At 66.2% G+C, this 13,263-nt stretch carries 8 protein-coding genes; 3 read left to right on the plus strand and 5 right to left on the minus strand.

Translation table 11 applies throughout. The annotated features are described in order from the left end of the window. Positions 1-19: 19 nt before the first annotated feature. From FHS96_RS12540 to FHS96_RS12560, 5 genes are all read right to left on the minus strand, one after another. Positions 20-1,765, minus strand: coding sequence for a hypothetical protein (locus FHS96_RS12540; protein WP_429591581.1), 1,746 nt, complete (start codon positions 1,763-1,765; stop codon positions 20-22). Then, positions 1,762-3,468: an Hsp70 family protein gene (locus FHS96_RS12545; protein WP_429591583.1), complete on the minus strand. Its 1,707-nt coding sequence runs from the start codon at positions 3,466-3,468 to the stop codon at positions 1,762-1,764. The genes FHS96_RS12540 and FHS96_RS12545 overlap by 4 nt, the downstream gene beginning before the upstream one ends. Positions 3,469-3,537: 69 nt before the next feature. After that, a complete protein-coding gene (locus FHS96_RS12550) occupies positions 3,538-5,550 on the minus strand; it encodes a GMC family oxidoreductase N-terminal domain-containing protein (protein WP_429591586.1) in 2,013 nt (670 codons plus the stop codon). Positions 5,551-5,718: 168 nt separating this feature from the next. After that, complete coding sequence (locus FHS96_RS12555) at positions 5,719-7,740, minus strand: S9 family peptidase (protein ID WP_429591589.1); 2,022 nt, start codon at positions 7,738-7,740, stop codon at positions 5,719-5,721. A 75-nt stretch (positions 7,741-7,815) separates the two neighbouring features. Then, positions 7,816-8,433: a DNA-3-methyladenine glycosylase family protein gene (locus tag FHS96_RS12560; protein ID WP_429591592.1), complete on the minus strand. Its 618-nt coding sequence runs from the start codon at positions 8,431-8,433 to the stop codon at positions 7,816-7,818. Between the two features lie 111 nt (positions 8,434-8,544). On the opposite strand from FHS96_RS12560, the gene FHS96_RS12565 reads away from it, so the two are divergent. The 3 genes from FHS96_RS12565 to FHS96_RS12575 all read left to right on the plus strand — a co-directional run bounded on the left by FHS96_RS12565 (position 8,545) and on the right by FHS96_RS12575 (position 13,241). After that, positions 8,545-8,862: a 2Fe-2S iron-sulfur cluster-binding protein gene (locus FHS96_RS12565; RefSeq protein ID WP_429591595.1), complete on the plus strand. Its 318-nt coding sequence runs from the start codon at positions 8,545-8,547 to the stop codon at positions 8,860-8,862. Between the two features lie 495 nt (positions 8,863-9,357). Then, positions 9,358-11,844: a TonB-dependent receptor gene (locus FHS96_RS12570; protein ID WP_429591598.1), complete on the plus strand. Its 2,487-nt coding sequence runs from the start codon at positions 9,358-9,360 to the stop codon at positions 11,842-11,844. Positions 11,845-11,852: 8 nt separating this feature from the next. Beyond that, positions 11,853-13,241 carry an MFS transporter gene (locus tag FHS96_RS12575; RefSeq protein ID WP_429591601.1) on the plus strand — a complete coding sequence of 463 codons (1,389 nt, stop codon included), beginning with the start codon at positions 11,853-11,855 and terminating at the stop codon, positions 13,239-13,241. Positions 13,242-13,263 lie beyond the last annotated feature (22 nt).

The following is a 13,263-nucleotide window of genomic DNA, read 5'->3' on the forward strand; positions in this document are numbered from 1 at the left end:
GATCGGCGCACAGGAGCCGTCATTCGTTCCACGCCGCGCGCAGCGCGATGACGAAGATCAGGGTCGCCAGCAGCAGCAGCGCGCCCGGCCCGTAGATCACCGCGATCCACAGCGGCACGAACAGCACGCTGGCCATCTGGCTGCGGCGCAGCGCGGGGGCGGAAACCAGCAAATGCTGGGCGACGACCGCCATCGCCGATGCGGCCAGCGGCAGACCGTCCGGAAGATGACTGCTTACCTCGGGCAGCCAGACCGTCGCGAGCGCGAGTGGAATCAGGGTCAGCGCGATCCGCCCGATGCGGCGCTGCCGGCGCGTCCACTGCGCCAGCCACAGTTCCGCCCGGTCCTGCAGGAAGATCGCCGCCACTCCCAGCACACCGGCGGGCAGCGCGATCTGCAGCCAGTGCGTCCAATCCAGCCCCGCCAGGCCGCGCCAGAGCAGGATCGTGCCGATCAGCAGCAGGCCGTGGCGGTGCAGCGAGGTGAGCAGGGATTGCGGCGGTTGCGCGTAGGCGGGCGCGGGGCCGGCGGTGAAGACGAAGGCGAGGATCGCGGCAGCCGCGAACAACAGCACCGAGACCGTCGAAGGCGGCGCGAGCGCGCCCAGCGGTAACAGCAGGAACAACAAGGCCAGCGCAAGCGGCACCGAGGGAATTTGCGGCTGCGCTGCGCGGCGCCGATAGCCGAGGCCGGCCAGCACGATCGCGGCCGCGACCGGCGGATATGTCCACAGGAAGGCACGTTGTCCTTGCTGCATCGTCGCCATGATCGCCGCAGCGATCGCGGGGACCACCACCAGCAGCCAACCGGCAATCGCCTTCAGCCGCCGCCATTCGTCGTCGCGCGCCTGCCACCAGGCCAACGCCCGGGGATCCAGATCATGTTCGAGCACCGGATGATCTGCGCGGATGCGGTCCAGCAAGGTGGCGATCCGGAACCGGTCGCTGGCGACCATCGGCCAGAAGCGACTGGGCGCAGCCCGGCCGGTCAGCAGCGCCCACGCCCGGCGCGGCCCCGCCGCGTGGAGCAGGATGGTGTCGCGATAATGCGCAGCGCGCGCCCGCTCGACGACCTGCGCGACCGGCATGTTCTGCCGGTACGTCGCGGCCTCGCGATGCCAGCCGAAATGGCGAGCGATCGGGACCAGCACCGGATCGGATCGCGGCGTGCTCTCCAGCAGCAGGTGGCACAGCCAGCGCTCGGCCTCATCGACCCGATCGAGCGGTGCAGCGTCGACCGCGGCGAGCACGGCCTCGGCGCTTTGGGTCAGTTCGGCCGACGTCGCGTCCTCGTCGCCGAGTCGGGCATGGAGCGCGCGGATCGATTCTTCGAGTGGATCGGGATCGTCGGAAACCGGTGGCTGCCAGGGCTCCGTCTGCCAATCCTCATCGTCCGGCCAATAATCCTCCTCGTCCTCGGCCTCCTCCTCGACGTCATCGATCGCGACGGCGGGAGATGCAGGGGTGGTCAGGGCCGTGGGCGACGCCATCGGCAAGTCGATCGCGGCGGCATCGTTGTACCCGCCGTCGTCATCGCGCGCCTCCGCCGAGTCCTCCTCGTTTTCCTCGTCTTCCTCGGGATCGGCGGCGGCATAGGGCGCCAGTGCCAGCGCCTGCTCATAGGCCCCGCGCAGCGCGAGGAAAGCATCGGGATCGGCTTCGGGGTCGATCGCCTTGAGTTCGGTGGCATAGGCGCGGCGGATCGCGCGTGTATCCGGCGTCCGTCCGATGCCCAGCCGGTCCCAGGGCCAGCCGGGGCGGCTCACAAGTAGCGCTCACCCTCGATTTCATCGAGCAGCGTCTCGAGATTGCCGCGCGCCTCCTCGATCGCGCGCGGTTCCTGCGCGTCGAGCACCGAAAGGAAGTGGGTGATGACCTTGCCGATATAGTCGCGCCGTTCGCCCAGCAGCGATTCATAGCAGCGGCCGGCGCGTGCGAGCGCGGCGGCGTTGCGATCCTCCTCGCGCGGGTGGAGCTTGAGCGCGGCAAGCGCCTTGCGCCGACCCTCGATGTCGCGGTCGGCGGCGGCATCTTCCTCGTCGCAGATCACGAGCTGGCGGGTGGTGCCGGTCTGCGGCACGGTGACGTCCACCTCCAGCAGCCCCGACGCGTCGTAGCTGAAGCGGCATTCGATCGCGACGGTGCCCGCGGGGCCACGCGGCACCGGCACGCTGACCTTGCCGAGATGGACATTGGCCGAAACGTCGCGCGCCTCGCCCTGATAGACGTTGAACAGCACCTCGCGCTGGTTGTCCTGCATCGTCGAGAATATGTTGACCCGGCTGGCCGGCAGCACCGTGTTGCGCTCGATGATGGGTGAAAAGATGCCGGTGCGGACATTGCCCTTGAAGTCGCGCTCGGCGGTGTCGACGCCCAATGTGAAGGGGCAGACGTCGGTCAGCCGGATCTCCTTCAGCGCCGCGTCGCGGGACTTGAGCCCGGCCTGCACCGCAGCACCCAGCGCCACCGCATGGTCGGGGTGGAGCGTGGTGTTGGGGAAACGGCCGAACATGCGCGTGACCGCACGGCGCACCACCGGCATGCGGGTGGCGCCGCCGACCATGATGATCTCGCTGAGCCCGTCGACCTTGATGTTGCTGTCGCGCAGCGAGCGCAGCACGGGTTCGCGCAGCCGCGCGATCAGTGGTTCGCAGCGTTGCTCGAACTCGTCGGCATCGACCTCCGCTTCGAAGGCCTCACCCTTCCAGATCAGGCTGAACGGCGCGGTCTGTCGGTCGGTCAACGCACGGCGGGTGCGCTCGGCGGCGGCGCGCATTAATTCCGCGACGGCGGGGTCGTTGGGATCGCTCAGCCTGCCCTTGGGATCGATCTTCTCGCGCACGAGCTGGACCATCAGATGGTTGAAATCCTCGCCGCCCAGCCGGTTGTCGCCGGCCGACGCGCGCACCTCGATGATGCCGTCGAAAATCTCGACGATCGAGACGTCGAAGGTGCCACCGCCGAGGTCGAAGACGAGGAAGGGGGCGCCGTCGTCACGCTCATGGATGCCATAGGCGAGCGCGGCGGCCGTCGGCTCGTTGATCAGCCGTTCGACATTGAGCCCGGCCAACTGCCCGGCGCGGCGCGTGGCCTTGCGCTGACGATCGTTGAAATAGGCCGGCACGGTGATCACCGCCTGGTCCACCGTCTCGCCGGTGAACGCCTCGGCATCCGCCTTGATATTGCGCAGCACCAGCGCGGACAGTTCCTCCGGCGAGAAATCGCGCCGGCCGATGCGCACCGGCTGGTGGGTGCCCATCAGCCGCTTGAACACGGTGCCGGTCAGCTTGGGATGGGTCGGCTGGCGATCGCGCGCGGCCATGCCGACCAGCACCTCGCCGTCGTCGGTCAGCCCGACCGCGGACGGCGTCAGCAGATCACCCAGGCTGTTGGGAATCAGCACCGACTGGCCGTCGCGCCAGATCGCGGCGGCACTGTTGGTCGTCCCCAGATCGATGCCGATGATCATCCCACGCCTCCCACAGAGCGGCTTCTCATAAGGCGAAATTCGAATGAAGGAAGCGGCTTGCGCCCTGGTTCAGGCGAAAGGATCGACGCGCGCCGTGGCATAGCGCGCCATCGCCATCGTGGTCAGCTGCGCGTTGACGCGGATGCAGCTCGGGAACACGCTGGCATCGGTGACGAGCACGTTGGCGGTGCCGTGGACGCGGCAATCGAGATCGACCACGCCCTTCTTCGGATCCTTGTTCATGCAATTGCCGCCATGCGGGTGGGAGCTGGACAAGGTGACGTCGTCCGCCTCGCGGATGCGATCCTTGAGGAAGGCCTCGACATTCATCCCCGGATAGAGCGTGTCGCCGCGGGCGAGCGCGGGATAGACCTCGATCGCACCATTTTTGAAATGCACGTCGATCAGCGCGGCGAGCGCGCGGCGCAGCAGCGGCAATTCCACCTGCGGCGAGAGCTTGAACTCCAGCTTGCCACCTTCCAGCCGGCCGCGCCGGTCCGCCGGGAACAGCACGCCGGCAGAAGCCAGCCGGTTGTAGTTGAGCATGCGGCGGTGATGCTCGGGGCCCCAGCCCGGCATCAACGTCGACATGCTCATCGGCGGTTGGAAATGTGATTCGATCAGGAAGTCGCCGCGGTCGACATAGGTCGCCATCTGGTCTTCATCCCACGCATTGACCTGATGGCCGGGGGGCATCAGCCCCACCACCGGGCAGGCGATGTTGAGCGAGATGTCACGCCCGGTATTCTCCACCCCGCTGTCTTCGAGCAGGCGGCTGGACGCCATCGTGCCCGCGGCGACGACAACGCCGGTGGTTGCGGCGATCCGGCAGGTCGATCCGTCTTCCAGCTCGACCTCGACGCCCGTCGCGACCTTGCGGCCATCGCCATCCTCGCTGTCGCGCCACAGGATGCGCTTGACGGTCGCCTCGGCCAGGATGCGCGCGCCGGCCTTGCGGGCATCGAGCAGGTAGGACTGCGCCATGCCATGCTTGCGGCCATAGGGGCAGCCGGTGTTGCAATAGCCGCAATAGGCACAGTGCGCGCCGGCGGAGGCGGGGCCGTAATTCTTCTTGAACCAGCGCGTGATCGCCGCCTGGTCCCTGGGATCGCCGGTGGCTGCGGCGTGGCGCTTCCAGCCGTTCAGCAGATGCGGGCCGTTGTTCCGGCCGCTGCGATGCTCGATCTCGCCGATCTCCAGCCGTTTCTCGATCGAGTCATAGGCGGCGTTGAACGCCGCCTCGTCCACCGGCGCACCGATCGATTCCCAGTCGAGGAACACGTCGCGCGCCTGCGGGTGGGTCAGCCCCGGCTCCTTCATGCGCAGCGCGATGCCGTTGTTGATCACCGTCGATCCACCGACGCAGCGACCCTGGAAGATGATGAAATCATTGTCCTTGCTGGTCTGCAGCGCGCCGTTGACGAACAATTTGGCGGTCATCCGCCGTTCTTCATGGGTGATCCGCGTCGAGGGATAATGCTGGCCCGCCTCGATCACGAGCACGTCATGGCCCCATTTCTTCGCCAGCGTCGCCGCCGCCACCGCGCCACCCGCGCCCGAGCCGACCACGATCACGCCGACGCTCGCCGGCACCGCGCCATGGCCGATGAAATCCTTGTGGGTCAGTTCGCGGCCGGCGGAGAAGGTGATCGGCACCTCCGTCTCGGAATCGCGGGTGCGGAACTTGGGCAGCGTATAGCCGATCTGCTTCAGCACCGGGTTGTGAAGATTGTCATCCTCGGTGGTGCCTTCCCAATGGCCGTAATAGCCGGCGTAGATCACGCCGCGGGTGCGGGCGAGATCCTGCAGCAGGTCGATCTGCGACTTCGCCAGCCGCTCCTCGATCACGTCCATCCGCTCACGCGGGGATTTGGCAAGAAAGAAGGGGCCGCCGAGCGCGGCGGCGAGGGCATAGATCGACAGGCCGATCGTGTCGCGCGCGCTGCCGTCGATCAATTGGAACTGCTGCTGGATGTTGTCCACGACCTGCTCGGCCGGGATCGCCATCACCTGATCGGCGAAGAACGCCTCGGCGATGGCAAGCAGCATCGTTTCCTGAAACGCGTTGAACGGCCTGCCCATCCTTACCCCCTGTCACGGCCCCTGGCTGGCGGGTGCCGCGTGCGCGAATTCTAGCGGATCATGGCGGCGGCTGGAATGCTCCACCGCCTTGCGGGCGTAGTTACGCGGGGGCGAGGGGAGGGGATGCGGGCATGGCCCCTCCCCTGAAGGGGAGGGGTAAGGCTTCGCCTACTTCTTCAACGCGTCCGCCAGACCGGGCGTGAATTCCGCGCCGTGCGGCACCTGCGCTGTCGAGGCCTTCACCGTGCCCCCAATCGGCTCGGCGCGGCCGCCCAGGCATTTGCCGAGGAAGCTCTCCGCCACTGCGTTGAAGGCGATGTTGTTTTCCGGGCGGTGGAAACCATGGCCTTCGTCCGGAAACAGCACGTAGGTGACGGGGATGTTCTTGGCGCGCATCGCCGCCACGATCTGGTCGCTTTCCGCCTGGTTAACGCGCGGATCATTGGCGCCTTGGCCGATCAGCAGCGGTTTCACGATCTTGTCCGCCTTGTAGAGCGGCGAGCGGTCCTTGAGCAGCGCCAGCCCTTCCGGCGTGTTGGGGTCGCCCATGCGCTGGTAGAATTGCTGGATGCCTGCGGTCCAGTAGGGCGGGATCGTCTTGAGCAAGGTTTCCAGGTTGGATGGGCCGACGATGTCGACGCCGCAGGCGAAGGTATCCGGCGTGAAGGTGAGGCCGGCGAGCGTGGCGTAGCCGCCATAGCTGCCGCCCATGATCGCGACCTTGTCCTTCGCGGTGATGCCGCCCTTCACCGCCCAATCGACCGCGTCGATCAGGTCGTCATGCATCTTCTTGCCCCACTGGAGGTCACCCGCGGAGATGAATTTCTTCCCGAAGCCAGTGGAGCCGCGATAATTGACCGAGAGCACCGCATAGCCCCGGTTCGCCAGCCATTGGTGATAGGGGTTGTAGCCATAGCTGTCGCGCGCCCACGGTCCGCCATGGACGAGCAGCACCAGCGGCGTCGGGCTGTCCGGCTTGCCGTCGCCATTGGCGTCGCTGCCCGGCGGCAGGCTGAGATAGCCGGTCATCGTCAGCCCGTCGCGCGTGCCGATCTCGACGCCTTTCATCGGCACCAGCGGCGCGCCTTCCAGTTCGGGCCAGGTGACGTAGAGCTTCTCCAGCGCCTTGGCGCCGCGCTTGTAGAGATAGGCAGTCGGCGGGCCGGTGACGGGATCGTTGTAGATCGTCCAGACGCTGTCGTCGTCGGTGCGCGAGGTGATGCTGACATCACCCTTCAACTGCGCCTTGAGGAAGGCGATGTCGGCGCCGATCGCGGGATCGACCGCGGTCCAGTCCGTCGTCAGATATTCGACCGAATAGGCCTCGACCACGCCGGTCCGCGGGTTGGTGAGGGTGCCGCCGATATCCGCCTTCGAATTTTCCGCGACGATCTTCGTCGTGCCGCTGGCGACATCCTGCGCGACCAGCGCGGCGGTGTCGCGGTTGCGGCTGTCGAGCCAGTAGAGCGTCTTGCCGTCCGCGGTGTAGCCGGCGGGCTGAGTGGTCAGCGAATCCTCGAGCGTCGTCGAGGAAAAGGGCTTGTCCTCCGCCTTATTGTTGGCGACGCGGAAGAAGTCGTAGCCGCCCGCCTCGTTGGGGCGCAGCGCCATGCGGACGGTGAGCGTGTCGTCTGCCAGGAAGCCGGCGAACCCGTCGCCGCGCATCAGCTCGGTCAGCTTGCCGGTCTTGAGGTCGAGCAGGTGGACGTCATGCCAGCGCGCGTCGCGATTGTTGAGGCCGATCAGGATCTTGTCCTTGATCGCCTTGGAGGTGCCGACGACCTGCACGCGCGTTTTTTCGAACGGCGTCAGCAGGCTCTCCTTCCCGCTCGCGACATCGACACCGTAGAGCAGGAAATTCTCGTCGCCGCCCTTGTCCTGCACATACATCACCATGCGCGAATCGCCGGACCAGTAATGCTGGCTGATCGGGCGCTGCTTCTCGGCGGTGTAGGGCTTCGCCTTCGACACATCGTTCGCCGGCGCGATCCAGATGTTCATCACGCCATCGCGCGGGGCCAGCCAGGACAGATATTTGCCATCGGGGCTGACGCGCAACTGGGCGCGGCTGGGATTGCCGAACAGCTTGGCGCGCTCGATGAGCGGCGCGGCGGGTGCGGCGGAAAGGGGCGGTGCGGTGAAGCTCGTTGCTGCCATGAGCACAGCCGATAATATGATTTTCCGGATCATGTGCGGTCTATCCTCCCGTTTCGTCGACGCTATTACGCGCCCTGTCGCACGGCAAGGAAAGCCAGCCGGACCGGATCAGATCACCGGCGTCTTATAATGGTGCCAGGTGAAGACCGCGGCGGCGCCGCGATGCGGGCGCCACGCTTCGGCGATCGCGCGGGTCGCCTTCTCGTCCGGGCGAGCGTCGAGGCCCATGATCCGGCCGGTCTCGATCTGCACCGCGAGATCGCCCGCCGGCCAGATGTCCGTCCGCCCTTCCGCGAACAGCAGATAGACCTCCGCCGACCAGCGGCCGATGCCCTTGATCGCGACGAGTTGCGCGATCGCTGCCTCATCATCCTCGGGCAGTGCGTCGAGATCGAGCGTTCCGCTGACCACGGCTTCCGCGAGACTGCGGGCGTAGCCGGCCTTCTGGCGGGAGAGATGGCCGGCCCGTAGCATGTCATCGGTGGCGCGGACGATGTTGGCGGGATCCTCGACCCCTCCGATTTCCGCGTCGAGCCGGGACCACATCGCGGCCGCCGCCTTGTAGCTGACCTGTTGGCCGACAATGGTGCGCAGCAAGGTGGTATAGCCGCGCGGATTGATCCGCGGTTCGGGATAGCCGACGCGGGCGAGCGCGGCGGCGATTTTTGGCTCGATGCCGGCGAGATGATCGAGCGAGGCTTTCAGTTGCGCGCTGGTCAATCCCATATCGCCCGTCCGATTCTCGCCCTTGCCAAAGCCGGCAGCGCTTGATTTGAGCGAATACAGCCCACATAGCGCGCCTTTGAAATGCGCATAGCAGAACGGAAGGGGAACGCAATGCCGAAGCTGGTCGTGGTCACGCGCGAGGGAACCGAGCAGACCGTGGAGGGGGAAGCTGGCCTCAGCGTGATGGAGGTGATCCGCGATCATGGCTTCGACGAGTTGCTGGCTCTGTGCGGCGGCTGCTGTTCCTGCGCGACCTGCCACATCCACGTCGACCCGGCTTTCGCCGACAAGCTGCCTGCGATGAGCGAGGACGAAAACGACCTGCTCGACAGCTCTGACCACCGCAACGACCAGTCGCGCCTGTCATGCCAGATTCCGTTCGGCGAAGAACTGGACGGCCTGCGCGTGATTATCGCGCCGGAAGACTGATTTCTGCATCGCCCCTCCCATGCCGGGCAGGGGATACGGGCATGGCAGCGCTGGCTGGGCCCATATCCGGCTGGCAATGCCCTTCCGGTATCGACGGGCAGCTTGCTGCGCTTGCTTTCATGCCAACCCCTCCTCGCAAGAGGAGGGGTTTTTGTTTGCCCCCACACGCTTCGCGCATTCAAACTTCGCGGCGACAAACCAAAACTTGAATTGACGCTGTAATTCCCGACTGTCTAACTAGAGATATCGAAACGAGGCGCATTGGCCATGCGCCCGGTCCGTATCCGGATGATGAAGGCCCGCGGCTTTTGATGGGATGCAGCTTGCTCCGCGTGATCAACGGCTAAAGCGCGATGCAGGGCTGCGTGACGCCCGGCTTCGTGATCCCCCGATGATGGAAGGGATGGAATCGAATGCAGTGTCGCGATCTCGACAGGCCTGACAGGGCCGAATGATGCCCGCCGCCTGAAGGCGGCGCGTGCAGACCGGCGGCCGGTGGCCCGGCCTGCCCACGACTGGAAGATCAATCGCGTTCGCGCGGGCGGGAAGCTCGTGCGTCGGCTGGATGCGCGTCTGCGCATCCGGCGGTGGGGAAGCGTGTTCAATACGATGAAACCGATATTATCAGCCTTTACGCTGGGTGGTGCGCTTGCGGCCATCCTCGCGTCGCCCACCTTTGCCGCCGACCCGGCAGCGGAGCCGGCCGCGGTCGCGCCGGCGCCCGATGCGGGTGGCGAAATCGTCGTCACCGCGCGCCGGCGTGACGAGGATGCGCAGGATGTGCCGATCGCGCTGAGCGTGGTCGGCCAGCAGCAACTCGAAGCGACCGGCAATTTCACGCTCGGACAGATCCAGCAACTCGTGCCCAGCCTGCAGGTATTCAGCTTCAACCCACGCAACACCAATGTGAACATCCGTGGCCTCGGTTCCAACGTCGCGCTGACCAATGACGGGCTTGAAAATGGCGTCGGCATCTATATCGACAATGTCTATTACGGCCGGGTCGGCCAGTCGCAGTTCGATCTTGTCGACCTGCAGCAGATCGAGGTTCTGCGTGGCCCGCAGGGTACCTTGTTCGGAAAGAATACGACCGCGGGCGCGATCAACATCACCACGCGCGCGCCAAGCTTCGAGCCGGAATTCTCGGGCGAAGCGAGCCTTGGCGACTATGGCTATCACCAGCTTCGCGGTTCGCTGTCCGCACCGTTGATCGGTGACAGCGTCGCCTTCCGTCTGTCGATCGCCGACACGCATCGCGACGGCTTCCTCACCAACGTCCATGACGACAGCGAGGCGCAGGACTATGACAATTTCACCGCGCGCGGGCAGGTGCTGGTCACGCCCTCCCAGGATGTCGCGATCAGGCTGATCGCCGACTTCTCGCGCCAGCGGCAGCATCATGTGCTGAATGTGCTGGCCGATTATTTCGGCAGCTACGACAATGGCGCTGCGATCCCCAACAACTTCGTCGATCGGGTGGCCCGCGCGGGCTACTCGCCGCTGCCGTTCCGCCCGTTCGACCGGCGGGGCGATTCCGACGGGCATTACCAGGCGAACATGAAGAGCTATGGCGTCTCGGGCCAGCTCGACTGGGATCTGGGCGGCGCCGCGCTGACCTCTGTCTCCGCATATCGCTGGTGGGATTGGGATCCGGCCAATGATGGCGACTCCACCGGTCTTCCGGTCATCACCAAGGCGCAGCAGGCCAATCGCCAGCGCCAGTTCAGCAAGGAGTTGCGGCTTGCCTCCACCGGTGAGCGGACGATCGATTATGTCGTGGGCGCCTATTATTTCTGGCAGATCATCAGGGGCTATGGCGCCACCGCTTATGGATCGGCCGCAGCGAACTGGAACCTGCCGGCAGTGCCGGCGGTGGTCGGCGATGCAGCGCTGAACGGGTTCGAGGCGCAGTCCACGTCAACGCCGGAAACGCGCAGCTATGCGCTGTTCGGGCAGGGCACCTGGAATCTCAGCGAAGCGCTGAAGTTCACCGTCGGCCTGCGCTACACGCATGAGAAGAAGCAGGGGGAGTATCATCAATGGCATGCCGCCGGCCCCGATCTCACGGGGCTGCCGGCAGCGGTCGCGACGGCGGCGGCGGCGATCCGCAACCAGTTCAACCCCGTTACCGACTATGCCACCAGCTTCACCGACGACAGCCTCTCATGGCTCGCCAACCTCTCCTATGCGATGGCGCCGGATGCGCTGGTTTATGCGACCTGGTCTCGCGGCAACAAGTCGGGCGGGCTCAACCTCACCGCGCTGCCGGTCGGTGTCGATCCGGAGGTTCGGCCCGAAAAGGTGGATGCCTATGAGGTCGGCCTCAAGAGCCAGTTCCTCGACCGGCAGGTCACCTTCAATCTTGCCGGCTACTGGTCGGAAATCAGCGACTATCAGACCGCGATCACCGAGCAGGTCGCGAACACCGTCAACTTCCGCCAATATATCGCCAACATCCCGAAGGTGGGTTCGCGCGGTTTCGAGGCCGATCTCGTCTATGCGCCGACCCGGCTGCTGAGTTTCTCGGCATCGGCGGCCTATACCGACGCGACCTATCGCGACTATCGCAACGCCCCGCAGGCACCCGAGAACCTCAACCTCGGTGGCATCCAGGATCTGTCCGGCGCGCGCCTGCCCGGCGTGCCCAAGTTCACCTACAGCCTCGGTGCGGATCTTGGGCAACCGATCGGTCGCGCCGCAGGCAGCGATCTCGAGCTTTATGGCCATGCGGATTTCTCGCACCGCTCGACCTTCAACACATCATCGAGCAATTCCCGCTACGCCGACGTCCCCGGCTATGGCGTGCTCAATGCGCGCATCGGCATCCGTGCCGACGATGCCCGCTGGGATCTCTCGGTCTGGGCCAGGAACCTGACCGACGAGGACTATTTTCAGACGCTCAGCCCCGGCAACACCGGCCTTGTCACCGCGCTGGTCGGTGAGCCGCGGACCTGGGGCGCCACCTTGCGCACCAAGTTGTGAGACCGGCCATGGCGACGCTGCTGCACGATCATCGAGCCGGGACGCGGGCGCGCATCGTCACCTGTCCTGCGCATAGGGCCACAAACGGCTGGCGGCTCGCCGCCTTCTCCTCGCTCGCGATCCCGATCTACGCCGCGCAGATGCCGCTGGGCGTCTATCTGCCGTCGATCTACGCGCAGCATTACGGGCTGCCGCTGGCGACGATCGGGATGATCTTCCTGTTCGAGCGGCTCTGGGGCGCGGCGGCCGATCCGTTGATCGGCATCGTCAGTGATCGCACGCGCAGCCGCTTCGGCCGACGCAAGAGCTGGATCGTCGCTGGTGCCGCGCTTTACGGCCTCGCCGCGATCCCGCTGTTCTTCCCGCCCGCCGGCGTCGCGCCCGTCCACCTCGCGGCGACATTGTTCGTCTTCTATCTGGGCTGGTCGATGATGCAGATCCCCTATCTCGCCTGGGCCGGCGAGATTTCGGGCCAGTATCATGAGCGGACCCGCGTCGCGACGTTCAGCACCGTCGCCGGATCCTCCGCGCTGCTGCTGGCGCTGGTGCTGCCGACCTTGGTCGATCAGTTCCGCCCGCAGGATGCGCCGCTGAAGCTTGCGGTGTTCGGCGGGGTCGTGCTCGCCAGCCTGTTCATCACCTTGCCGCTGACGCTCAACGCCTTCGCAGAAGCGCCGCCGCCAGCCACGCCGCGCGAACGCATTCCTTTCAGCCGCGCGCTCGCGCTGGTGGTGGGGGACCGGTTGCTGCTGCGGGTGATGGGTTCGGACTTCGCGGTCACCTTCGGCCAGCTCGTCCGCAGCACGCTGATCGTGTTCTTCGTCAGCGTCTATATGGGCCGCCCGGAATGGGCGAGCGGGCTGTTCCTGCTGCAATTCGTGTTCGGCATCGCCGCCGGGCCGATCTGGATGCGGATCGGGCTGAGGTTGGGCAAGCATCGCGCGGCGGTGGCCGGCGAACTGGTGCAGGTGGCGATCAATCTCGGGCTGTTGCTGGTTACCCCGGCGCGGTTCGAACTGCTGCTCGCGCTCACCGTCGCGCAAGGGCTGGCGCAGGGATCGGGCAATCTGATGCTGCGCTCGATCGTGGCCGACGTCGCGGACAAGCATCGCCTCGATACCGGCACCGATCGCACCGCCTTGTTCTTCTCAGTGTTCAGCCTCACCAGCAAGGCGGCGATGGCGGCCGCGATCGGCGTCGCCTTGCCGCTGATCGCCTGGCTGGGCTTCGATCCGCAGGGGGGCAACACGCCCATCGCGCTCACCGGGCTGCTCTTCGTCTTCGCGCTGGGCCCCGCGCTTGCTCACGCGCTGTCCGCCTGGCTGATCCACGGCTTTCCGCTCGACGAGGCGGCGCATGCCGAGGTCCGCCGCGCGCTGGCCGAGCGGGGCGATTGAGCCTGCCGAGACCAACTTTCCT

This window comes from Sphingomonas zeicaulis (assembly GCF_050433225.1).
GTDB lineage: Bacteria > Pseudomonadota > Alphaproteobacteria > Sphingomonadales > Sphingomonadaceae > Sphingomonas_D > Sphingomonas_D zeicaulis.